The organism is Arthrobacter sp. UYP6 (assembly GCF_040547315.1).
In the GTDB taxonomy this organism is placed as follows: domain Bacteria; phylum Actinomycetota; class Actinomycetes; order Actinomycetales; family Micrococcaceae; genus Arthrobacter_B.
Genome location: NZ_JBEPPM010000001.1, coordinates 40589 through 62886, shown reverse-complemented (window position 1 = coordinate 62886; position 22298 = coordinate 40589). Strand labels below are relative to the sequence as shown.

At 66.2% G+C, this 22298-nt stretch carries 21 protein-coding genes; 15 read left to right on the top strand and 6 right to left on the bottom strand.

Annotation, left to right across the window (positions count from 1 at the left end):
* Positions 1–45: 45 nt before the first annotated feature.
* A complete protein-coding gene (locus ABIB35_RS00300; RefSeq protein WP_502915688.1) occupies positions 46–3954 on the top strand; it encodes a DUF4011 domain-containing protein in 3909 nt (1302 codons plus the stop codon).
* A 227-nt stretch (positions 3955–4181) separates the two neighbouring features.
* Here ABIB35_RS00300 and cpaB read toward each other — a convergent pair whose 3' ends face one another.
* From cpaB to ABIB35_RS00285, 3 genes are all read right to left on the bottom strand, one after another.
* Positions 4182–4856 carry a Flp pilus assembly protein CpaB gene (gene cpaB, locus ABIB35_RS00295; protein WP_354177948.1) on the bottom strand — a complete coding sequence of 225 codons (675 nt, stop codon included), beginning with the start codon at positions 4854–4856 and terminating at the stop codon, positions 4182–4184.
* Between the two features lie 110 nt (positions 4857–4966).
* Positions 4967–5293, bottom strand: coding sequence for an FmdB family zinc ribbon protein (locus tag ABIB35_RS00290; RefSeq protein WP_354177946.1), 327 nt, complete (start codon positions 5291–5293; stop codon positions 4967–4969).
* Between the two features lie 90 nt (positions 5294–5383).
* On the bottom strand, positions 5384–6007 hold the full coding sequence (locus ABIB35_RS00285) for a 5-formyltetrahydrofolate cyclo-ligase (RefSeq protein WP_354177944.1): 624 nt from the start codon (positions 6005–6007) through the stop codon (positions 5384–5386).
* An 81-nt stretch (positions 6008–6088) separates the two neighbouring features.
* On the opposite strand from ABIB35_RS00285, the gene galU reads away from it, so the two are divergent.
* The 4 genes from galU (at position 6089) to ABIB35_RS00265 (ending at position 10050) form a co-directional block, all read left to right on the top strand.
* Positions 6089–6994 carry a UTP--glucose-1-phosphate uridylyltransferase GalU gene (galU, locus tag ABIB35_RS00280; RefSeq protein WP_354177943.1) on the top strand — a complete coding sequence of 302 codons (906 nt, stop codon included), beginning with the start codon at positions 6089–6091 and terminating at the stop codon, positions 6992–6994.
* Positions 6995–6998: 4 nt separating this feature from the next.
* Entirely contained in the window at positions 6999–7613 is a 615-nt protein-coding gene (locus ABIB35_RS00275; protein ID WP_354177941.1) for a GNAT family N-acetyltransferase, read from the top strand.
* Between the two features lie 88 nt (positions 7614–7701).
* Positions 7702–8751, top strand: a complete 1050-nt coding sequence (locus tag ABIB35_RS00270) for a hypothetical protein (RefSeq protein WP_354177939.1) — start codon at positions 7702–7704, stop codon at positions 8749–8751.
* 87 nt (positions 8752–8838) lie between these two features.
* Positions 8839–10050, top strand: coding sequence for an aminoglycoside phosphotransferase family protein (locus ABIB35_RS00265; RefSeq protein ID WP_354177937.1), 1212 nt, complete (start codon positions 8839–8841; stop codon positions 10048–10050).
* Here the strand turns inward: ABIB35_RS00265 and ABIB35_RS00260 are convergent.
* Entirely contained in the window at positions 10047–10520 is a 474-nt protein-coding gene (locus ABIB35_RS00260) for an Lrp/AsnC family transcriptional regulator (RefSeq protein ID WP_354177935.1), read from the bottom strand. The genes ABIB35_RS00265 and ABIB35_RS00260 overlap by 4 nt on opposite strands.
* A 205-nt stretch (positions 10521–10725) precedes the next feature.
* On the opposite strand from ABIB35_RS00260, the gene ABIB35_RS00255 reads away from it, so the two are divergent.
* From ABIB35_RS00255 to ABIB35_RS00220, 8 genes are all read left to right on the top strand, one after another.
* Positions 10726–11967: an MFS transporter gene (locus ABIB35_RS00255; protein ID WP_354177934.1), complete on the top strand. Its 1242-nt coding sequence runs from the start codon at positions 10726–10728 to the stop codon at positions 11965–11967.
* Between the two features lie 101 nt (positions 11968–12068).
* Positions 12069–12995, top strand: a complete 927-nt coding sequence (locus ABIB35_RS00250) for an N-acetylglucosamine kinase (RefSeq protein WP_354177933.1) — start codon at positions 12069–12071, stop codon at positions 12993–12995.
* The gene (locus ABIB35_RS00245) at positions 12988–13437 is read left to right on the top strand and encodes an NUDIX hydrolase (RefSeq protein ID WP_354177931.1); all 450 of its coding nucleotides are present in this window, start codon (positions 12988–12990) and stop codon (positions 13435–13437) included. Before ABIB35_RS00250 ends, ABIB35_RS00245 begins: the two co-directional genes overlap by 8 nt.
* A 134-nt stretch (positions 13438–13571) precedes the next feature.
* Positions 13572–14675: an ABC transporter ATP-binding protein gene (locus ABIB35_RS00240; protein WP_354178365.1), complete on the top strand. Its 1104-nt coding sequence runs from the start codon at positions 13572–13574 to the stop codon at positions 14673–14675.
* 1 nt (position 14676) lies between these two features.
* On the top strand, positions 14677–15447 hold the full coding sequence (locus ABIB35_RS00235; protein WP_354177930.1) for an ABC transporter permease: 771 nt from the start codon (positions 14677–14679) through the stop codon (positions 15445–15447).
* Between the two features lie 3 nt (positions 15448–15450).
* Positions 15451–16242 (top strand): ABC transporter permease, encoded by a 792-nt coding sequence (locus ABIB35_RS00230; protein ID WP_354177928.1) that lies wholly within the window; start codon positions 15451–15453, stop codon positions 16240–16242.
* The gene (locus ABIB35_RS00225) at positions 16239–17201 is read left to right on the top strand and encodes an ABC transporter substrate-binding protein (RefSeq protein ID WP_354177926.1); all 963 of its coding nucleotides are present in this window, start codon (positions 16239–16241) and stop codon (positions 17199–17201) included. The genes ABIB35_RS00230 and ABIB35_RS00225 overlap by 4 nt, the downstream gene beginning before the upstream one ends.
* A gap of 96 nt (positions 17202–17297) precedes the next feature.
* The gene (locus ABIB35_RS00220) at positions 17298–18515 is read left to right on the top strand and encodes a pyridoxal phosphate-dependent aminotransferase (RefSeq protein ID WP_354177924.1); all 1218 of its coding nucleotides are present in this window, start codon (positions 17298–17300) and stop codon (positions 18513–18515) included.
* Positions 18516–18558: 43 nt separating this feature from the next.
* Here ABIB35_RS00220 and ABIB35_RS00215 read toward each other — a convergent pair whose 3' ends face one another.
* Both ABIB35_RS00215 and xseA read right to left on the bottom strand, forming a co-directional pair.
* Positions 18559–18798: an exodeoxyribonuclease VII small subunit gene (locus ABIB35_RS00215; protein ID WP_354177922.1), complete on the bottom strand. Its 240-nt coding sequence runs from the start codon at positions 18796–18798 to the stop codon at positions 18559–18561.
* Between the two features lie 109 nt (positions 18799–18907).
* A complete protein-coding gene (gene xseA / locus ABIB35_RS00210) occupies positions 18908–20209 on the bottom strand; it encodes an exodeoxyribonuclease VII large subunit (protein ID WP_354177920.1) in 1302 nt (433 codons plus the stop codon).
* A 64-nt stretch (positions 20210–20273) separates the two neighbouring features.
* Here xseA and ABIB35_RS00205 point away from each other — a divergent pair, with 64 nt between their 5' ends.
* Together ABIB35_RS00205 and ABIB35_RS00200 are read left to right on the top strand one after the other, a co-directional pair.
* The gene (locus tag ABIB35_RS00205) at positions 20274–21092 is read left to right on the top strand and encodes a hypothetical protein (RefSeq protein WP_354177917.1); all 819 of its coding nucleotides are present in this window, start codon (positions 20274–20276) and stop codon (positions 21090–21092) included.
* A gap of 125 nt (positions 21093–21217) precedes the next feature.
* A complete protein-coding gene (locus ABIB35_RS00200) occupies positions 21218–22297 on the top strand; it encodes a 4-hydroxy-3-methylbut-2-enyl diphosphate reductase (protein ID WP_354177915.1) in 1080 nt (359 codons plus the stop codon).
* Position 22298 lies beyond the last annotated feature (1 nt).

The following is a 22298-nucleotide window of genomic DNA, read 5'->3' as shown; positions in this document are numbered from 1 at the left end:
ATTTGGTCAAGAACGTCGCGCGGAAGTGCAGAAATGAGGGCACCAGTGTCTGAGCAGAATCCCGGGGACAACGCCTCGGACTTCCTGCTGCCGTGGCTGGGGCAACTGGGACAGCATGCCGGAGCGGACACGCTGCTTCACTTCACCCCGTCAGCCTCCAACAGCATCGACCTGACCCATGCGCATCCTTCCGGGCTTGCCCAGCTGCTGGCGGGACGGCGCACGCGGCTGTCCACGCTGCTGCGCGACTCCGAGCAGTACGGAGCAGCCATGAAGGCCGGGCGCCTGCTGCGCGCCAAGATCTATGAACTCGGCACGGACCGCGGGATCGACGTCGGCTATCTGGCCGCGGGCACCGCCTCGTGGCGATACGCGGACGACGACGCCGTCCGCCCCGAATCCCTCACCGCCCCGGTCCTGCTGACACCGGTATCGCTGACCGTGCACCCGTCGCAGGACGACTACGAGCTGCAGCTGACCGACAAAGCAGCCCTGAACCCTGCTTTTGTCCGGCACCTGCAGCACGAGCAGGGACTGGACCTCGATGTCGAGGCCCTGGCCCGCCTGGCCTACGGCACTGCGCGGTTTGACCCGCATCCCGTCCTGGAAAAACTGCGGGCTGTTACTGAGGGTGTCCGCGGCATCAACATCGAACACCGGCTCCTGGTCTCCACCTTCGCCGATCTCTCTGACCTGTCTGAAGACAGCGCCCTGGATCCCGCCCATCCCGTCCTGAGGGGCCTGATGGACGCTGCCCGCGGCAAGACCTCCTCAGTTCCCGCCGCCAAGGATCCCGGACTCCCGCCGCTGGATGACCGTCTGCCGGCTGATGAGCTGCTGGTCCTGGATGCAGATCACGAGCAGCAGGATGTCCTGGACCTGGTCCTGGCCGGCCAGTCGCTGGTGGTCTCCTCGCCTCCCGGAACCGGTCAGACACAGACCGCGCTCAACGCCGCTGCCGCGCTGGTCCATGCCGGCAAATCGGTGCTTGTGGTTGCCGAACGCCGCGGCACCCTGAACCAGTTCGTCTCTGAACTGGATAACCTGCACCTGGGCTCCGCCGTCCTCCAGCTTAATGCCGGCCTGTCCGAACAGCAGCTCAAAGACCAGCTCATCCGGGCCATTGTCCGCAATGAAAAGGCGGCCGCTCCGGAGCTGGAGAGCCTGCACAAGGTCCTTGTGGCCAACCGGCACCAGCTGCGCGATCACGTCAAATCGCTGCATAATGTGCGCCGGCGCTGGGGCTGCTCTCCCTATCAGGCCATGCAGTCCCTCGCGGAGCTCACCTCCATGACTCCGGCACCGGCTACCACCGTCCGGCTCATGCGAAGCGTTCTGGACAGCATTACGGACCGCACCGAACTGACCGGAAGGCTGCGCCGTGCCGCCGAACTGGGCAGTTTCAGCCGCGCCGCCACCACCAGCCCCTGGTTCGGTGCCAAACTGCTCAACCGCAAGGAAACCGAAGAAGCCTACGAGCTGACCCAGAGCCTGGCCCGCGATCTGCCGGAGCTGCGTGCCAAGGTCCAGGCAGTGGCCGAGCATTCGCAGATCCGCCTGGGCGAGACCTTTGCCCAGTGGGGCGAACAGCTTGAACTGCTGGTCGCTGTGCGCGAAAGCCTGGATAAGTTCACCCCGGATATCTTCGACCGTCCGGTCAGCGACCTGATCTCGGCCACCGCTTCATCCTCCTGGCGGCGTGAGCGCTCAGTGGACATGAGCTCCATGACCCGCTCCCGGCTCCGGCGGGTGGCCAAGGAATACATCCGGCCCGGCGTGCACATTTCAGACCTGCACTCCTCCCTCGTGGAGGTCCAGCAGCAGCGGGCCGTGTGGGCCCGCTACGCCACCACGCAGCGTCATCCTTCTGTGCCCACCGGACTGGCGGACATCAATCGTTCCTACCTCACCGTCAAGGACCAGCTGGACACCCTCACCGGAATCCTTGAGGGAACCCCGGCCAAGCCGGACCTTGCCGAGCTGACCCTGGATGAGCTGGAGAAGCAGCTCGACGCACTGGCCGGGGATCGTGAAACTTTGGAAACGCTTCCCGAGCGCACCCTGCTGCTGGGCGAAATGCGTGATCAGGGCCTGGGCGAACTGCTTGACGACCTCGAAGCACGCGAAGTCCAGCCCCGGCAGGTCGGATACGAGCTGGAACTTGCCTGGTGGCAGTCCGCTCTTGAAGCAATGATCAGCGGCGATGACTACCTGGCGATGTCCGACGGAGACAGCCTCCGTCGCCTCGAAGCCGAATACCGGCTGGCGGACAATGCCCATGTGGCCTCAGGTAGCTCGAGGGTGCGGTTTGCTCTGGCGGAGCGCTGGCGCCGCGGCGTCAAGGCATCGGGAGCCGACGCGGCTACCCTGCGGGACGCCATCAAGAATGGCCCGCTGACACTGGCGGACCTATGCTCACAGTCCGAGGATCTGGTGTCCGCACTGCTTCCCATCTGGGCGGCCAGCCCGCTGGTGCTGCCCATGGTCCTTCCGGGGAACCGGTCTTTCGACACCGTCATTGTGCTCGACGCCGAATCCACCTCCCTTCAGTCAGCTGTTCCCGCATTGGCACGCGCCGCTCAGGTGGTGGCGTTCGGTGACGGGCAGCTGGGCGGGCCGCGGCCGTTTACGATCGGCGTTGAGCCGTCCCGCCCGGCCGGGGAACAGGATGATCTGGTCAGCGCCTTCGAAGCCCTGGCCAAGGTCCTTCCGACCCGGACCCTGTCCACCATGTACCGCGGCACTGATCGGGCCCTCATGAACCAGCTGGGGCGGAGCTTTTATGACGGTCGCCTGACCACGGTTCCGCGGGGATCGGACCTTTCCGCTGATGAACGCTCGCTTGTTGTCGAATACCTTGCGGACGGCACGGGAATGCCCAGTGCGGACCATGAGGGCGTCGAAAGCGTAGCTGCAGAGGTCAACCGGGTTGTTGACCTGGTCTTTGAGCACATCCGCCGCCGGCCGCACCAGTCCCTTGCCGTTGTCACGGCAAGCCCGCGGCACGCCGTGCGCGTGGCCGAAGCCATCCGGGTCCAGATGGCTAATTTCCCCTGGGCCTCGGACTTCTTCACCCCGGGCAAGGAGTCCTTCCGCGTGGTTCCCGTGGACCGCGCCGCCGGCCTGGTCCGGGACTGCGTGATTTTCTCGCTCGGCTTTGGACGCACCCCGCACGGCAGGGCCCTGCATACCTTCGGTCCGCTCTCTGCGGCGGACGGGCGCGGCAAATTCCTCACCGCCATGACCCGCGCCCGCAGCAGGCTCCATGTCCTGACCTGTTTCCGTCCGGAGGACCTGGATAAGTCGCGGCTCGGGTACGGAGCCCTCGATTTCTATGAGCTCATCAGCCGTGAGCTGGATCCGGCCGCTGCCGCAGCCCAGCACAGTGAAGAAGCTGCAACGGTCAGCTCATCGCGCGGGAGCGAGGGAGCCGGCGGCATCATGGATGAGGATCCGCTGGTCGCGGACCTGGTCAATCGGTTGCGGGCACGCGGAGCGAAGGTTTGGGACCACTACCAGGGGACCATCGACATTGTGGCCACCGTGGACCGCAGCAGCACCGACGGTGAGCATGCTGTGCCCATGGCGATCGAATCCGACGGTACCGAACGGTACCGGACCATGAGCGTGCGTGAACGCAGCCGGCTCCGGCCGCAGCTGCTGGAGAGGCTGGGCTGGCGCTATATGCCGCTATGGACCATCGAGGTTTTCAGCGACCCGTCCGCCTGCGCGGATTTGGTGGGACGCTACCTGAATCTGCCGGCCCCCCGTGAGGGTGAAGAGAAGGCCGGCCGACCCGCGGGCACCTCGGTCAGCGGATCGCTGGCCCGCAGGGGCAATCTTTCTGTGACTCCGCACGGCAGCAGCCGGGTCAGGGAACGTGGCACCATTACAGCTAAGCCTGAGCCTGATCCCGGCACTGAGACCTCTGCCCGGGAGGCGCGCCGGCCGTGACACCCCGGACGCCGCACCGCCGAGCCACCGGAGGGACTGTTCCGCCCCGTCCACCGGAGCGAGCCTCCGAACCGGCTAAATCCTCCGGTGAGCCTCAGATACTTAAGGCGAAAGCTGCTGACGACGATCCCCGTGCCTGGGGGGACGCCCCCGAAGACAGAGACTCCTGGCTTGCGGAACAGCGCCCCCCGCACTGGGACTGACGGATAGGATCCTGACGTCCGGGGTCAGCCGCCGGCCAATATCAGGTGGACTTGGCCGGACCCCGCGGCCGCTGCCAGGGCTGCCGCCTGCTCCGGTGCGGTAGCCAGCACCACCACCGCGCCGGTCTCGGCGGAGGCGGGCCAGGCTGAATCGGTATCCGCGGCAGTCCACAGCACCGGCGCGCCCGCTATAAGCAGGGCCGGAGCATCGGCAGCCAGCTGTCCGTCCGGGCTCCCCAGGACAACGTCCACCAACTGCCCGGGGGACAGCATCTGGACCATGACCGGATCCGAGGGACGGACCGCCACGGCCACGGAACCGGGCGGTGCACCAGTCAGGAGTCCGGTGCCAACCAGGGATGTCTGCATCAGCGGGCTCCCGCGCTTCAGGGGAGTGGCCAGCCGCCGCCCCGAAGCCTGGGCAGGCGAGGTGAAAGAATCGGGCGGTACAGCGGCTGCGGGCACGGATACCGTGCGGAGGTCCCGGGATGTTAGCAGCGCACCCGCAGGCAGGTCCGCGGCGGAAACGACCAGTGCATAATCGCCCGATTCCGGCGGCAGCAGCGCCTGGACAGCGGCACCCGCAGCCGCGCAGCACAGCAGTGCCGCGAGGAGGCGGCGCCGGCGCAGGACAAATCGCCGCAAGCGGATCGTGAGGCCGGAGGCGGCACGGGATTTCGGCGCTGTAAATAAAGGCACGTTCCGAGCGTAGGTCCGAACCAGGGCGGAACCCCGGCCGTTCCCATCCGGTGTGGATATGCTCTCCCCGTCCAGGCGTTGGGGAGGAGGATAGCGCGGTTCCCCGCGGTCTAAGCGGCGGAGGAACCCGTGCCGGCCTTTGAGCCAGCGGTAGCGGAGCCTGCGGAAGATGATTTCTCTGCCGCAGATGCGGCAGGTGCGGACGTCGCGGAACTGCTGCTGTCGGTCCTTGCGGGTGCCGCGGGAACCGTGTTTTTGGCATCCCGTGAATCAGTGCGGTAGAAACCCGATCCCTTGAAGACCACGCCCACACTGTTGAATTTCTTGCGCAGGTTCCCTTGGCATGCAGGGCAAACAGTCAGGGTGTCATCGGTAAAGGACTGCTGGATGTCGAAAGCGGAACCGCAGTCCTTGCAGGCATAGGCATACGTGGGCACTGTTACTTACTCCTCCTGAGAACCAAGATGTCAGGCCATGCGCTCGGCTTCCGTCATCAAACGGCGGCTGGCACTCCATGGCCTTGAGTGCTAACTATACACCGGGCGCTCAGGAAGCTCAGTCCACTGTGAGGGAGTCAGCACCGCATTCATCGGCTGGTCCAGGGAACCGGATGCCCACGACGGGGCGGGAACAAATTCATGGTCGTAGACCACGCCCGCCGCCGGTGCGGTACCGCCGGCGGCTCTGAATCCGGCCAAAAACCGGTCATAGTAACCGCCGCCTTTGCCCATCCGTGCCCCGGCGCGGTCCACCGCCAGGGCGGGCACCAGGAGAAGCCTCAGATCCGGCAGGTCCTGCACCGGCAGGCGCGGCCCCGCAGGTTCCGGAACAGACGGGAACAAGCCCGGAACGAGCTCAACGCCGGGTGTCCAACGGCACCAGGAGAGCCTGCGGTCAGGCTCGCAGACGGGCACAACGACGCCGTATCCGTGCTCATGGAGCCCCGCCAGTAGTGGCGCAGTGTCCGGTTCGCGCCCCGCGGACAAGTAGGCAGCCACTGTGGCACCAGCCGGTATCAGTCCAGGGACGACAGCGAGAGCCTGCGCCGCCAGGGACCGGCCGGCGGCCCGGGCGGCATCGGCGGGCAGTTCCCGGCGCAGCCTGCGGAATTCGTTTCGGGCACGGTCCTTGGACACGGCAGGGTCAACCATTTATCCATTGTTGCAAATGGAGGCACTGCTTTACGGTGTGCATTTGGTGCAAAGGGTCCGCGCTTAGGTACTCTTACGGACATGACTTCACGCGCCACCGTAACCAAAGCCGTAATCCCCGCAGCCGGGCTGGGCACCCGTTTTCTGCCGGCCACCAAGGCCATGCCCAAGGAGATGCTGCCGGTCGTGGACAAGCCCGCTATCCAGTACGTGGTGGAAGAGGCCGTGAACTCGGGTATGTCGGACATCCTGATGATTACGGGCCGCAATAAGCGGTCCCTGGAAGACCACTTTGACCGTGTTCCTTTTATTGAAAAGACGCTGGAAGATAAGGGCGATCTCGAAAAGCTGGCGATGGTCCGGGCCGCTTCGGAACTGGGTGAAATCCACTATCTGCGCCAGGGCGATCCCAAGGGTCTTGGGCATGCAGTGCTGCGCGCCAAGCTGCACGTCGGTGACGAGCCGTTCGCAGTACTCCTTGGGGATGACCTGATCGACGCCCGTGACGAGCTGTTGACCCAGATGGTCGAGGTCCAGGCCAAGACCGGAGGGTCCGTCATTGCCCTGATCGAGGTGGAGCCCGAGCAGATCAGCGCCTACGGCTGCGCCGACATCTCCGTTGTTGAGGGCGAAGACTATGTCCGGGTGAACAAGCTGGTGGAGAAGCCCGACGTTGACGAGGCTCCGTCCAACCTTGCCGTCATCGGCCGGTATGTTCTCCACCCGGCCGTGTTTGAGGTGCTGGAACAGACCGGCCCCGGCCGCGGCGGAGAAATCCAGCTGACCGACGCACTGCAGACCCTGGCTGCACGGGAAGAAGGCGAAGGTGCCGGCGTCTACGGCGTCGTCTTCCGCGGCCGCCGGTATGACACCGGTGACAAGCTGAGCTATCTGAAGGCCGTAGTGACGCTGGCCTCCGAGCGCGAAGACCTCGGTCCCGACCTGCGCGAGTGGCTCAAGGACTTCACCGGGACGCTCGAAAGCTGATGCCGTGTGGGGGTCGGTCATCTGGCCGGTGACGCTGGAATGCGGCGACGTGGGGCTGCGGCCCATCCGTCACCGCGACCGGCGTGAATGGACCGATCTCCGCATCCGCAATGCGAAGTGGATGGCACCCTGGGAAGCGAGCAATCCGCTCCCCGGCGGAGAGCTGCCCTCCTATGCGGCAATGGTGCGCAGCCTGAACCAGCAGGCGCGTCAGGATTCAGCTCTGCCCTTCCTCATCACTGAACGCGACGGGCTCCGCTCCGGGCCGGCTATTGCCGGTCAGCTGACGGTTTCCACCATTGTGTGGGGATCGGCCCGCATGGCCACCCTGGGATATTGGGTGGACGAAGCGAGAGCCGGCCGCGGGATCGCCCCGACAGCCGTTGCTATGGCCACGGATCATTGTTTTCGGGTGCTGGGGCTGCACCGCATGGAAATCAACATCAAGCCGGACAATGCCGCCAGCCTTCGCGTGGTAGAAAAGCTGGGGTTCCGAGACGAGGGGATGCGGAAGAAATATCTTCACATCGCCGGCCAGTGGGCGGATCACCGCAGCTTTGCGCTCACCACCGAGGACGTGCCCGAGGGCCTGCTGAACCGCTGGCTGGCCTCCAGATGAGATCCGGGCGTGCCTTTTTTGCCACAGTGCGCCGACACACCGGCAGTAATGCACTGCCTGCTGTGCATTAGCTCATAACGTCGTAGATGTGGACTTCCCTCTTAACAGCTCCCTAATCCTGGCCATCACTGTTGGCCTCTGGCTGCTGTGGGTTGCTCCCTACGTTTTCCGCCGATCCGACGTCCCCGTCATGTCGGCAGCTGCTGTGCAAACGGTGATGCCAGCTCCCTCGTCAACAGCCATCCGCTCTTCCATCTCCGCCGATGGACTGTCCCAGCAGGGGAACACCATGTACAACCATTCCGCCCACCAGCCCGGCAACTCCCGGAACGAAAATGCCGCGTTCCGGGGAACAGGTTCCGCAGGCAGGCCGGCAGCGGCGCCGGTTCGGCAACCGGCTTTCCGAATCCGCTACGGCCGGACGGCCCTTGCCCTTGCCGGAGCACTGGCGCTCACCGCCGCCGTTGTTGGACTGCCGCTGGCGGCTTTTGGGGCTGCCTCGTGGTGGCTGCCGGTGGGTGCCCTGGCAGCAGCCGGGGCGGCAACGGCCTCCCTTCGCTCACTTGCAGTGCGGGACCGGCGACGGCGTGTTGATGCGGCCTTCCGTGCAGCGATGAGTGGCGCCCGGCAGTCCGCGCCGGCACCGGTGTCCGCCCCCGTGTCCCGCCCTGCTCCGGAACAGCAGCCCACCTCCGCGGAACCCATGCGGCAGCGGGAAACCGCCCTCTTTGACCGCGAAAGCACGCCGGGCACCAAGACCGCGCCGGCGGTTGTAGCGGGCACTGCCACTGCCCCGGGAGCACCAAACCGCCGTCCGACTGCTGCGGAACTTCGCAGCGCCGCTCTGAACCTTGCCGCGGCCTCGGAAGCTAAAGCCCCTTCCGGGCCGCCGAAGACCTCCACGACGCCGTGGGAGCCCGTTGAGGTTCCCAAGCCCACCTATGTGGACGCCGCGGTTGCGCAGCGTCCGGTGCCGGAACCCCTGGTTCCGCCACAGACGCCCAAGCCCGCCGCCCGAACCTCCATCCGTGCCGGTGCGGTTGCCGCAGCTGCTGAGGCCGAGTCTGCCGGCAGTGACGCAGCACCTGGCACGGGCAAGATCAATCTGGACGATGTGCTGCAGCGCCGCCGCGCCTAAGCCACTGCAGCCGGTATGAATCCCGGGAGCCGGACCGGCGTTTTCCGGACTGAAGCCCTCCAGAAACTCCGCCTGGAGGGACCCGCTATGTCGGGGCCACTGACAGCGGCTCTCCGGCCGCTGGGCCTGGTGCCCGCTTCCTGGAGCCATCTTCGTTCCCATCACCGGCCCGGCGCGGGAATCAGCGCCCTTTACCGCGTGGAAGCGGTGCCCCGCTCTGCGAACCGCGCGCAGCAACCGTTGCGCCTCCAGGTGGGGGCAACCACCGCTTCGCTCAGTGCAGACCAACACCGCAACACGGTCCGGGGGGCCGTGGATGACACAGTGATGCGCCTCTGGGTGCATCCCCGGGATCCCGTCCTTTCCGGGCTGACCTGGGCCACAAGCCCCGGAGCCGTGGCCCGCAATCTTTTCGGCGCCGAAGAGGGCGGGGCCCGGGCTGCGCTGAAGCTGGTGGCCTACCGACCCCTGCGCCGAGCAGTGATTCGGGCCCGGTTCAACGGTGTCACCGCTTATCTCAAAGTTCCGCAGCCCCGTTTGGCCTCCGAGCTTCGCCGGCGGCTGGAACTGGCCGCGTCCGCCGGCCTTCCCGTGCCGCCCCTGCTGCCCGTGAGAGCCGGGGCCGGTCCGGACGTGGATGCGGTCCTCGCACTGGGGTCCCTGCCCGGGCGGAACCTCCATCAGGAGCTGAGGGAGGGATCAGCTGCTGCACTTGATCCCGGCGTCCTGACCGGGCTGCTGGCCGGGCTGCCCGGCGAGGCCCTTGCCTTTCCGCGCAGACCGGCCTGGTCCGAGCGTGTCCTGGACTACGCCGCCGGTGCGGCAGTTGCTCTTCCGGAGGCGGCGGACCGGATTATCCGCTGCGCCCGGGAAACAGATGAGGCGGTCCGCTCGGCGGTCCCGGGTCCGGTAGTGCCCACCCACGGCGACTTTCACGGCGGAAATCTGCTCGCTGTTAGCGGTCAAGGAGGCCTGCAGCTCAGCGGCATGCTGGATGTAGATTCACTGGGTCCGGGTTACCGGGTAGATGACCTGGCGTGTTTCCTGGGACACCTGTACGTGTTCGCCGCCCTGAATCCGCGTCACGACGGGCTGCGGAGAGCTGCCGAGCGTTTTGCGGACGCCTTCGCCGCGGATACGGATCCGGCAGCGCTCTACTCTCGTTCGGCTGCCGTGGCCCTGACGCTGGTGGCCGGAGCCTCCGGACAAGGAAGCCGGGGCGGAGAACGGGCTTTGGCCACTGCTGAGGAGCTTTTGGCGCGCTCCCGGAACTTCCTAACCGCTGGCCGCAAGGGCTAGGCGGAGGGCACCAGCTTTTCCAGCAGCGGCTCGCTCCGGTACGGAATGTGTTCGTGCAGCGCCAGCACCGTCTCGGTGCGGATCACGCCCTTGATGCGCAGCACGGAACGCAGCGCCTGCTGCAGCTGCTGGGTGTCCGTGGCGGCGAGGCGGCACCAGACATCACCATGTCCGGAAATCTCGTGCACCTCCAGAATCTGCGGAAGGGTGCGCAGCCCCGCAATAACCGTGTCCAGTTCCCGGTGGGACACCTCGATGGTGACGAACGCGAGCACGTCATAACCCAGGCGTGCCAGATCGATGTCCCGTCCGCCGGGCCGGATCACCCCGGCCTTGTCCAGGTGCTTCAAATGGCTCTGGGTGGTATTGCGGGCAATGCCCAGAGTTTCACTGAGCTCACTTATCTGCGCCCGCGGATCCCGCACCAGTTCCAGCAGCAGCGACAGGTCAAGGGCATCCAGATTGCCCATAGCGCGCATCTCCTCTCAGTGGTTCCCGAGTATTTTGATCAAAACCATCAATTATTGGCACATTGTCGTTTGATCGGACCCGATAGGCCTCATCCTATAGATGATTCCATCAGAAATACTCGGCCCAGATAGTGCTCGGCCGTGAACCGCTGTAGCCCACAAGCAGCAGCGGACAAGAACACGGAAAAAGGTAAGTGAAAGCGCGTTGACGGTCCTTAGTGAACTGCGGATGCGGCCGGCCCCGGCCGGGCGCCGCGAGTGGGACGCGGCCCGCCGTCCGCGGCTGCTGCTCACCCTCGCCGTCATGACCACGCTGCTGGTGGGCGCCAACCTCGCCACGCCGCTGTATCCGCTGCTGGGGGACCGGCTGGGCATGACCCACTTTGGCGTCACCCTGGCCTTCGCCGCGTATGTCATGGTCTTAGTGGCAGGACTGCTGCTGGTGGGACACTGGTCCGACTTCATTGGCCGGCGGGCGGCTTTGGTGCTGGCCGGCGTCGTCAGCCTCCTCGGCGGCGTGCTGTTCGGAACGGCAACCGGGATGGGCGCCCTCATAGCGGGACGTGCCCTGCAGGGGGCATCAGTGGCGCTGGCGACCGGCGCGAGCTCGGCAGCGCTCCGTGAACTGCTGCCGCACCGCCCGGAGTGGGCCACCCGCTTTACGCTGCTGGTATCCGCCGGCGGAGTGGCCGCCGGACCGGTGATCGGGGGCCTGCTGTCGCTGCTCCCGGCCCCTACCCTGACCCCGTTCCTGATCCATTCCGCCGTCCTGGCCGCACTGCTGGTTCCGCTGTGCCTGCTCAAGGCACGCCCGGCCATTGCCGCTCCGCCGTACGGCCGGGTGCTGAAGGCCTTGCGCCCCCGGCGCCTGGCGGTGTCCCAAAGGGCCAGGCCGCAGTTCTGGATGGCCTCACTCACCGGCTTCCTGAGCTTTGCCGTCTTCGGTTTCTACCTGTCCCTGGCACCGACGTACTTTGCCGGCATTGCCGGCACTTCCGCCCGGCCCGTAGTGGGCCTGCTGGCGGCCCTGGCCCTGGCCGCATCAGCCGTCAGCCAGCTCACCGGTGTGCGTGGACGATGGGTAGTTCCGGCCGGGCTGGCATTGATGGGCACCGGCGTGGCGCTGATCCCCGCCGCCGGAGCGGCGGGAAGCGTGTCTCTTCTGGTAGTAGCCTCGGTGGCCGCAGGTTTTGGGCAGGGGATGGCCTTCCGCGCCGTTTTCAACGATGTCGCCGCCAGTGTCGAGGCGGCCCAGCATGCCCAGATCATCAGCACGGTCTACGTCATCACGTATCTGGGCAGCGCCCTTCCCGTTCTGGGCCTGGGCGCTGCCGGTGCCCTCTGGGGCCTGTCGGTTGCGGTGGCCTGGTTCGCCGCCGCCATCACGCTCAGCTGCGCGGTCCTATGTGTCTTCGCCCTGATGCGGGTCATCCGGAGGGGAGCCTGACCGGGCCCGGGCAGCGGCCCCACCGCTTTCAGGAGCGTGGGCCGGACACTAAAAGTGCCGCAGACGTGCCGCACGGCGCTGCTGGAAAGTAGGGTGGTTCAATGGACATTTTCCGTGGAACTCCGAACACAGGCGCCGGGCACCGGGTCATCGGGCTGGATATTGGCGGGACCAAGACCCACGGCCTGCTTCTGGTCAACGGCGTGCCGGCGGCGGAGGCCATGGCCGGCAGCGCCAACGTTCAAAACGTCAGCACGGCACAGGCCGCCGCCAACCTCGCCGAGATCTTTTCGGCACTTGGTCCGGGCCCGGTGGAGCGGGTCATTGCCGGTTCCGGGGGCATTGACACGGACGACGACGCCGCGGCCCTCCGTGCGTTGATCAGCCCGCATGCCCCGGAAGCCGTCGTGGACGTCATCCACGACACCCGCCTGATCCTGGCCGCGGGTGAAAGCCCGGACGGCATAGCCCTCATCGCCGGAACGGGATCGGTTGCCTGGGGGCTGGGCCCGAACTCAGATGAAGCGCGCTGCGGGGGCTGGGGCTATCTTTTGGGAGATGAAGGCAGCGGCTACTGGATTGGGCGGGAAGCCGTGCGCCACACGCTGCGCAGCTTCAATCTCCGTCACGAGCCGGATCAGCTGGCCACGGCCCTGCTAGCCGCCTGCTCGCTGGATGAACCGGAGGAGCTCATTTCCCTGTTCCACTCCGCGGAGACGGGGAGGCGCTACTGGGCGGGGAAAGCCTCAGTGGTCTTTGACACTGCGGTCGAGGGCAGCGCCGTGTCCATGGAGATTATTGAGGCTGCCGCCCGCCATCTCGCCGGGCTGGTCCAGGACACGGCCCGGCTCCTGAATATCAGCGGTCCGGTGGTGGTAGGCGGCGGCCTGGGCATGAACCAGCCGCTGCTTCAGGACCGGCTGCGGCAGGACCTGGAAAGGTCCGGACTGACCGGTATCCGGTTCCTGCGGCAGGACCCCGTCCACGGAGTCCGATATTTGGCCGCACCGGACGTGCAGCGTGGCTGAGCATTTCGACACCCGTGTGGGAGCCTACGCGGTGGTCATCCGGGACGGCAGCATCCTGCTTTCGCACTGGCGGGACCATGGCTACTCCGGGTGGACCCTGCCCGGCGGAGGGCTGGAATTACGGGAGGACGCACCCGCCGCCGTGGTGCGGGAAGTCCGCGAGGAAACCGGCTACAGCGTGGAAGCGGAGGAACTGCTGGGGGTGGACAGCATCTTCATTCCCCCGGAGCACCGCTTCCCCGGCGAAAACCGGCGGCTGCTCCATGCGCTGCGGATCATCTACCGCGCCCGGGTTCTCGCCGGAACGTTGACCCACGAACTGGACGGCAGCACGGACGAGGCGGCCTGGGTGCCCCTGGAACGTGTTCCGGAACTGGGTGCGACACCCCTGGTGCAGGTGGGGCTAGAGTTATCCATCCGTATGCCTGCCTGTTCCGAATAATCAGCGGCAGCGCATACTGTGCGTGTCCATCGGTGACCATATGGGAGGGCATCTGCTGCGCAGAAGTCCTCCAAACCCCAACGGAAGGTATTCCCATGACCCCGCCGGATTCCGCGCCGCGGACCGCCGAACCAATGATCAGCTTTCGCGGTGTCACCAAATCGTTTGCCGGTTCCTCGGCAGCTGCCGTGGAAAATCTGAGCATGGATATTGACCGAGGTGCCATCACCGTCTTCGTGGGCCCCTCGGGCTGTGGGAAGACCACGTCGCTGCGCATGATCAACCGGATGGTCGAACCCACTTCCGGGTCCATCACCGTGGACGGCACCGATGTCAGCGGCGTCAAGGCTCCCGAACTGCGGCGCTCCATGGGATACGTCATGCAGTCCGCCGGGCTGATGCCGCACCGTACCGTGCTGGACAACGTGGCCACCGTTCCGCGGCTTAACGGGCAGTCCAAGGCCCACTCCCGGGCCCGTGCCGCGGAGCTGCTCGACGTCGTCGGGCTGGCTTCCGCAATGGGCGGACGCTACCCGGCCCAGCTCTCCGGCGGACAGCAGCAGCGCGTGGGCGTGGCCCGCGCGCTCGCCGCCGACCCCCCGGTGCTGCTCATGGACGAACCCTTCAGCGCGGTGGATCCGGTGGTCCGCGCCGAGCTGCAGCAGGAGTTGCTGCGCCTGCAGCGGGACCTGGCCAAAACAATCGTCTTTGTCACCCACGACATTGACGAAGCCACCATCCTGGGGGACAAGGTAGCCGTTTTTGCCGTGGGCGGCCGGCTGGCCCAGTACGCAGCTCCGGAGGAGATCCTGCGTGCCCCCGTGGATGATTTCGTGGCGGGCTTCGTAGGCCGGGACCGCGGGTTCCGGCACCTTTCCTTCCAAACGGGACAGGAAGTGCCGCTGCATCCGGTCCAGCTCCTGGACCCGGCCGCCCTGGCCGATCCCACCGTGGCACTGGAGGGAGACTGGGCTCTCGCGGTGGACGACGACGGGCGCCCGCTGGGCTGGGTGCCTGCCTCCCGCCGGGCGGGAATCACCGCGGCAAGCCAGCTGGTTCCCGGCGGCTCGCTGTACCGTGAAGGCCAAAATCTGCGCCAGGCACTGGACGCGGCGCTGTCCTCGCCCGCAGGTGTGGGCGTGGCCGTTGACGCACAGAACCGGGCGATCGGGGCGATCCGTCCGGCTGAGGTGCTGGCCCTGATCGAGGCCGCCCGGCTGCAGCGGAGCGCAGGCTGACATGGAGTGGTTCCTTGCCCACACCGACCAGGTGTTCCGGCTGACCGGACTGCACCTGTTCCAATCAGTGGTGCCGCTGGTCCTGGGCGTCATCATTGCCGTGCCGCTGGCCGCACTGGTCCGCGGTAACAAGCGGATCCGCGGCAGTGTGCTCGCCACCGGGTCGCTGCTTTACACCATTCCCTCGCTGGCGCTTTTTGTCACACTGCCGGCCATCCTTGGAACCCGCATCCTGGACATCAGCAACATCATTATCGCCCTGACCATTTATGCCGTGGCGCTGATGCTGCGGGTGGCCGTGGACGCCTTCGACTCGGTGGACGACGGCGTGCGGCAGGCCGCTGTTGCCATGGGCTACCGGCCGCTGCGCCGGTTCCTGACCGTGGATCTGCCCCTGTCGGTGCCGGTGCTGATTGCCGGGCTGCGGGTGGTCTCGGTCAGCAACATCTCCATGGTGAGCGTGGGCGCCCTGATCGGAGTGGAAAATCTGGGCTTCTTCTTCCGGGACGGGCTGCGGCGCTACTTCATCACCGAGATCGTGGTGGGGATTATCGCCACCCTGGTCCTGGCCTTCGTCATGGACCTGTTGCTGGTGCTGCTGCAGCGCGCCCTGACCCCGTGGCTGCGGGCGGGCAAATCCGCGGGCAGCAAGACCGGCGGCTCCGGCCGGCAGAAATCCAACGCCCACGGTGAAAGCGCGTCCGGAAACGGAACCTCCGGACCGTCCCGCCCACTGCCGGCGGCGCCGGACGCCGCATTGAAGGGGGCCTAGGCCATGGCCGTGACTATTCCCCGCACCGAGTACACCTCCACCAATGCCCTGGGCCAGGGCTGGGAATGGCTGAGCGACCCGGCCAACTGGTCCGGTGCCGCCGGCATTCCCATGCGCAGCCTGGAGCATCTGCAGTACACCGGCCTGACCCTGCTGATCGCCATTGCCATTTCTGTTCCCCTCGGCCTGTTCATCGGCCATACCGGACGCGGTCAGGTGGTTGTGGTCACCGTCTCCGGACTACTGCGCGCCCTGCCGACCCTGGGCATGCTGACCCTGTTTGTCCTGCTGGCGGGCCTTGGCCTGATGCCGCCCATCTGGTCCCTGGTCCTGCTGGCCGTTCCGCCGCTGCTGGCGGGAACCTATTCGGGCATTGTCTCCGTGGACCGCAGCATTGTGGATTCAGCCCGGAGCATGGGGCTGACCGAACTGCAGATCCTTTTCCGGGTGGAAATACCCAACGGGCTGAAAGTCCTGTTCGGAGGCCTGCGGGGCGCCACCCTGCAGGTAGTGGCGACCGTTGCCGTCGTGGCAACCATCAACCTGGGCGGATTGGGGCGGTACCTGATCGACGGACTGGCGGTGGGCGACTACGGGCGGGTATTCGGTGGTGCCGTAATCATTGCTGCGCTGGCGCTCGCAGTGGATGGCGTGATTGCGTTGGCAGCACGCCTTTTGATCTCACCCGGGCTGCAGGACGGACGCGGCACCGCGTCCGATGCGGCCGCAGGGACAGCAACCATAGGCACCGGCGGCGGATCTTCCGCTGCCGGCTCACAAGGAGGAAAACAATGATGCAGCACAAGCGCCGGAATTTCCGGCCGAAGGGCCTGACGGTCCTGGCCGGAGGATTCACTCTGGCCCTCGCCCTGGCCGGCTGCAGCGGCGGCGGCGGCGATCCCCTCGCCTCGGAATCGCCGTCGGCCGGCGCGGCATCCGGTGCCGCTGAGACCATTGTGGTGGGCTCCGCCGACTTCCCCGAGTCCAGCACCCTTGCAGAGATCTATGCCGGCGCGCTGAACGGTGCCGGCATCCCCGCCGAAACCAAGCTCGGCATCGGTTCGCGCGAGGTATACCTTCCCGCTCTCGAGGACGGATCCATCAACCTGATCCCCGAATACACCGGCGCCCTGCTGGTGGGTGTGGATCCGGAGACCGAGCTCGTGGACGCCGGCGAAATTGTCGATGCCCTGCCGGCGGCGCTGCCCGAGGGGCTGATCATCCTGGAGCCGTCCGACGCCGAGAACAAGGACGCCATGGTGGTCACCAAGGCCACCGCGGAGAAGTACTCGCTGGAGAGTATCGAAGACCTTGCCAAGGTGTGCGACCAGCTCACCCTGGCGGCCCCGGCGGAATTCGCGGAGCGCGCCCAGGGTCTGATCGGCCTGAAGGACAAGTACGGCTGCGAATTCAAGGAATTCACGCCCATCGGTGACAGCGGGGGACCGCTTACCGTGGACGCCCTGCTCAAGGACGAAGTGCAGGTGGCGGACATCTACACCACCACCCCCGCGATCGTAGAGAACGACCTGGTGGTCCTGGAAGATCCCAAACAGAACTGGCCCGCCCAACAGGTGGTTCCGCTGGCCTCTTCCCAGGCGCTGACGGATGAAGCCACGGAGGTGCTGAACAAGGTATCGGCGCAGCTGACCACCGAAGACCTGATTGAACTGAATCAGGCCGTCAGCGGTGACCAGAAGCTGGACCCCAGCGAAGCGGCCCGCATGTGGCTCGAAGAAAAGGGCCTCGCCTAGCTCCGAGGAAAAAACCCGCCCCTGACCGGGCAACAGAGGACCCCCTTCCGCTTCACATGTGCGGAAGGGGGTCCTTGCCTGTGGCACGATGTTTGAATGGCAGAATTCAAGCAGTCCCACAAGCTCCACAACGTTCTCTATGACATCCGTGGGCCGCTGCTGGAGCACGCGCAGCGGATGGAAGCAGCCGGCCAGCGGATCCTGAAGCTGAACATCGGCAACCCCGCGCCCTTCGGTTTCGAGGCCCCGGAAGCCATCCTGGTGGACATGATGCGCCACCTGCCCAAAGCCCAGGGCTACAGCGACTCCCGCGGCATCTTCTCCGCCCGCACCGCCGTGGTCCAGTACTACCAGAGCCGCGGCATCCAGAACATCGACGTTGACGACGTCTACCTGGGCAACGGGGTCAGCGAACTGATCACGCTCTCCATGCAGGCGCTGCTGAATAACGGCGACGAGATCCTTGTCCCCGCACCGGATTATCCGCTGTGGACGGCATCGGTGTCGCTGGCCGGCGGCACCGCCGTGCACTACCTGTGCGACGAGGAGCAGCACTGGTGGCCGGATGTGGAGGACATTGAGGCGAAGATCACCGACCGCACCAAGGGCATTGTGCTGATCAACCCGAACAACCCCACCGGAGCGGTCTATCCGGAGCACATCGTCAAGGCCATTGTGGACCTGGCCCGGAAACACGGGCTGGCCATCTTCTCGGACGAAATCTACGAGAAGATCCTGTACGACGACGCCGTGCATGTGAACTCGGCCATGATCACCGGTGAAGATGTCCTGTGTCTGACCTTCAGCGGGCTGTCCAAGGCCTACCGGATTGCCGGTTACCGCAGCGGCTGGATGGCCATTTCGGGGCCCAAACATGAGGCCGCCGACTACATCGAGGGCATCAACCTGCTGGCGAACATGCGGTTATGCGCCAATGTTCCTGCACAGCATGCCATCCAGACGGCGCTGGGCGGCTACCAGAGCATCAACGATCTGATCCTGCCCGGCGGGCGCCTCAAGGCGCAGCGCGACCTGGCCCATAAGATGCTCAATGAGATCCCCGGTGTGAGCTGTGAGCTGTCTATGGGGGCGCTGTACCTGTTCCCGAAGCTGGACCCTGAGGTGTACCCGATTGCCAGCGACGAATTGTTCGCTCTGGACCTGCTCAAGCAGCAGAAGATCCTGATCTCCGTGGGCACGGCCTTCAACTGGGTGCGCCCGGACCATTTCCGGATGGTGACCCTGCCCAACGTGGAGGACATCGAGGACGCGATGATCCGGCTCGCGGAGTTCCTGAGCACCTACAAGCAGTAGCCGGGCCCGCGCTGCGGTGCGGGCCCGGGGAGCGGGCCGCGGGTTATTCGCCGCGCGCCTGCTCCCGGGCTGCATCCAGGCGGCGGCGGGCACCTTCGAGCCAGGATTCGCAGCGGGTGGCAAGCTGTTCGCCTCGCTCCCACAGGGCCAGGGATTCTTCCAGCGACGCGCCGCCCGTTTCCAGCCGGCCAACCACTGTGACCAGTTCGTCACGCGCCTGCTCGTAGCTCATGGCCTCGATGTCTGCGGGGATTGCTGTTGTCTCGTTTGCTGCGGGGTTCATTTCTGCTGCTTCCTTCGGTTGGACCTGCTGTGTCGCGTGGTTCGGGGGAGACGGGGGACTCGGGTGAGGCCGGGGGATGGTGGCGGCGTGGCTGCGGGGGATGTTCCGCTCATGCGCCGGTCTTCTCCACAGACGGGGCCGTTGCCGGTGCTCCGGCGGTGGCGGCCAGCTCGCCCACGGCAACCCGGATGCGCAGCGGCGCCGCCTCGGGAACGGATGCGGCCTCCCGCACCACGGCTCCGTCGTCGAGCTGCACCACGGCGTAGCCGCGGTCCAGCGTGTTCTGCGGCGACAGGGCCCGGACCTGGGCCCGGAGGTGGGAAATCCGGTCGGTGTCCCGGCGGACCTCCGCGGTCATGCAGGACAGGGCCCGCTCGCGGAGCCGGGAGACGTCCTGGGCCCGCACATCCACAATGGTCTGCGGTGCTGCCATGACAGGGCGGGACCGGATGTGATTCAGGCGTTCAGTTTCCCGGCCGACGGTCAGCTCCACGATGCGCCGCAGCTGTGCCCTGGCCGCGCCGATCCGTTGCAGCTCCTCGCCGACGTCCGGCACAATCCGTTTGGCGGCGTCAGTGGGCGTGGACGCCCGGAGATCCGCAACCTCATCGAGCAGCGGCCGGTCCGCTTCATGGCCGATGGCGCTGACCACCGGGGTGCCCGCAGCGGAGACGGCCCGGATCAGGTCCTCATGGCTGAACGGCAGCAGGTCCTCCAGTGAACCGCCGCCGCGGGCAATCACAATGACGTCGACCTCCGGCATGGCATCGAGCTGGGCCAGTGCGCGGGTCACCTCCGCCACGGCGTTGACGCCCTGCACGGCTACTTCCCGAACTTCAAAGGCCACGGCCGGCCAACGCAGTGCGGCGTTCTGCATGACGTCCTTCATGGCATCGGAATTACGGCCGGTGATCAGCCCGATCCGTCCCGGCAGCAGCGGCAGCGGCAGCTTGCGGTCCTCGCGGAACAGTCCCTCAGCGGCCAGCGACTGGCGCAGCCGTTCGATTCGAGCCAGCAGGTCCCCAACCCCCACGGGGCGGATGTCCTTGGTCTGCATGGAGAGGCGCCCGGTCTTGACCCAGAAATCCGGTTTGACCTGGGCCACCACCCGCGCACCGCGTTCCAGCGGCAGCTCCAGCCGATTCATGACCGCGCTCCAGACGGTCAGAGACAGCGAAATCTCCGCATCGACGTCGCGCAGTGTGATGTAGGAGGCGTTTGCCCGCTTGTTCAACTCGATAATTTGCCCCTCCACCCATGTGGCGGGGGCGCGATCGATGTAGCTTTTCAGGTTCCGTGAGAGCAGCTGTAGCGGCCACGGATTCTCGGGACTGGTCTCCGCAGCGGTCTTCGGAAGGCTCGTCGGAACGGCGGGCTCGTCTGGACCTGTACGGTCTGTGGGGTCTTGCATAAGTTAATGTCTATCAGGTGCCGCCCACAACGCGCGTTCCGGAACCAGAGTGAGGAAACACCCGATGCGAACATTTGGCTCGGCTATCTTGGGATTGGCCGCCATCCTGCTGGCAATTGCTGCGCTGTGCTCGGCGTGGCTGGATACAAACGTGATATCCGAGGACGGCTTTGTTGATCTGGGCCGGCCGCTGGGGACCAACCAGGCTTTCCAACAGGACCTAGCCGTGGAGTTGGGAGCCCAGGTGAGCGACAGCGTCCAGGTGCCCGACGCCGTCGCCTCCTTCATTGAGCCCCTGATCACCAGCGCGGTACAGGGAGTGCAGTCGCTGCCCGGCTATCCGCAGGCCTGGGATGAGACCCTGCAGAGCTCGCACGCCCAAACGTTCGACGGCGAAGGGGGAGTCACGCTGGACCTCGCGCCGGTGGTGGGCCTGGTGACTAAGGAGCTGGGCGGCGCCGCCGGGATTGATATTCCGGCACCGGAGCAGTCCCTGCTGGAGCTGGGCCAGCCGGACCAGCGCGGGGGAATTGAGGCGGCGGTAAGCGTTGCCAACGCCTGGCCCTTTCTGAGCGTGGGAGCGGGCATTGCTGCGGTCCTGGCCCTGCTGGTGGCCCGCATTCGGGGAGCGGCGCTGGCCTGGCTGGGAACCGGCGCGCTGCTGGCCGGGGGAGTGCTGTGGATTGTCGCCGGCAGCCTTCCCTCGATCGCTGCGCGGCCGGTCTACACCAGTGCCCTGGCTGAGACCTTCGCCGCAGCCTTTGCCTCCGAGGCCAGCCCGAGTCTGCAGGCGTGGACAATTCCCTTCATGCTCGGCGCGGCGGTGCTCCTGGTACTTGGTCTCCTCGTCCGGGCGGTGTTCAGCGGTCGCGGGCGGCGCTGAGCGGTTTGGGCCGCGGCAGCGACCGCCCTGCCGCACGCCCACCGCGTAGCACGGGTCAGTGCGCCGACAGCGGACGGAACACCGCTGAGGAACTTCGGCGCCGGACCACCCGATAGCATGGAGGCATGACCAGCACTGCCGTTTCCGTGCCTATGCCCACCGTGCCGCGCAGGCGCCGCAGTCCGCAGGAGGTAGCCGCCGCCGCACCCGTAGCCGGCGACCGCCGCGTCCTGCTGGCCGCACCGCGCGGCTACTGCGCCGGCGTCGACCGCGCAGTCATTGCCGTGGAGAAGGCGCTGGAGGCCTACGGGCCGCCCATCTACGTCCGCAAACAGATTGTCCACAACCTGCACGTGGTCCACACGCTGGAGGAAAAGGGTGCAATCTTCGTTGATGAAACCGATGAGGTCCCGGAAGGCGCACGGCTGATCTTCTCCGCCCACGGAGTCTCTCCCGCCGTCGTACAGGCCGCACAGGACCGGAACCTGCAGACCATCGACGCCACCTGCCCGCTGGTGACCAAGGTGCACAAGGAAGCCGTGCGTTTTGCGCGCGACGACTTTGACATCCTGCTGATCGGACACGAAGGCCACGAGGAAGTCGAAGGCACCTACGGTGAGGCGCCGGAACACACACAGATTGTCAACGGTCCCGAAGACGTGGACAAAGTGGTGGTCCGGGACCCGAACAAGGTGATCTGGCTGTCCCAGACCACGCTGAGCGTGGATGAAGCCATGCATACGGTGAACCTGCTGCGCAAGCGGTTCCCCACGCTGCAGGATCCGCCCAGCGACGATATTTGCTACGCCACCTCCAACCGTCAGGCCGCGATCAAGAAGATCGCCCCCGAGGCGGATCTGGTGCTGGTGGTCGGTTCCGCGAACTCCTCCAACTCCGTGCGTCTGGTGGAAGTGGCGCTGGAATACGGCGCCAAAGCCTCGTACCGCGTGGACTTCGCCAACGAGATTGATGAAACCTGGTTTGAGGGCGTCGCCACTGTTGGTGTGACCTCCGGTGCTTCCGTGCCGGAAAACCTGGTCCAGGACGTGCTGCACATGCTGGCCGAGTACGGCTACGGTGACGTCGAAGAGGTGGTCACAGCGCAGGAGGACATCATTTTCTCGCTGCCCAAGGAAATCCGTGCCACCCTCAAGGCCATGGGGGATACCTCCCGGGGTCTGGGCGGGCGGCGCGCCGGAGCCTGAG

Coding starts and splice junctions, on each gene's coding strand:
- xseA (WP_354177920.1), bottom strand. CDS start 20,209: ATGCAAGACCCCACAGACCGTACAGGTCCAGACGAGCCCGCCGTTCCG.
- ABIB35_RS00205 (WP_354177917.1), top strand. CDS start 20,274: ATGCGAACATTTGGCTCGGCTATCTTGGGATTGGCCGCCATCCTGCTG.
- ABIB35_RS00215 (WP_354177922.1), bottom strand. CDS start 18,798: ATGAACCCCGCAGCAAACGAGACAACAGCAATCCCCGCAGACATCGAG.
- galU (WP_354177943.1), top strand. CDS start 6,089: ATGACTTCACGCGCCACCGTAACCAAAGCCGTAATCCCCGCAGCCGGG.
- ABIB35_RS00250 (WP_354177933.1), top strand. CDS start 12,069: ATGGACATTTTCCGTGGAACTCCGAACACAGGCGCCGGGCACCGGGTC.
- ABIB35_RS00285 (WP_354177944.1), bottom strand. CDS start 6,007: ATGGTTGACCCTGCCGTGTCCAAGGACCGTGCCCGAAACGAATTCCGC.
- ABIB35_RS00260 (WP_354177935.1), bottom strand. CDS start 10,520: ATGGGCAATCTGGATGCCCTTGACCTGTCGCTGCTGCTGGAACTGGTG.
- ABIB35_RS00240 (WP_354178365.1), top strand. CDS start 13,572: ATGATCAGCTTTCGCGGTGTCACCAAATCGTTTGCCGGTTCCTCGGCA.
- ABIB35_RS00200 (WP_354177915.1), top strand. CDS start 21,218: ATGACCAGCACTGCCGTTTCCGTGCCTATGCCCACCGTGCCGCGCAGG.
- ABIB35_RS00230 (WP_354177928.1), top strand. CDS start 15,451: ATGGCCGTGACTATTCCCCGCACCGAGTACACCTCCACCAATGCCCTG.
- ABIB35_RS00235 (WP_354177930.1), top strand. CDS start 14,677: ATGGAGTGGTTCCTTGCCCACACCGACCAGGTGTTCCGGCTGACCGGA.
- ABIB35_RS00220 (WP_354177924.1), top strand. CDS start 17,298: ATGGCAGAATTCAAGCAGTCCCACAAGCTCCACAACGTTCTCTATGAC.
- ABIB35_RS00265 (WP_354177937.1), top strand. CDS start 8,839: ATGTCGGGGCCACTGACAGCGGCTCTCCGGCCGCTGGGCCTGGTGCCC.
- ABIB35_RS00225 (WP_354177926.1), top strand. CDS start 16,239: ATGATGCAGCACAAGCGCCGGAATTTCCGGCCGAAGGGCCTGACGGTC.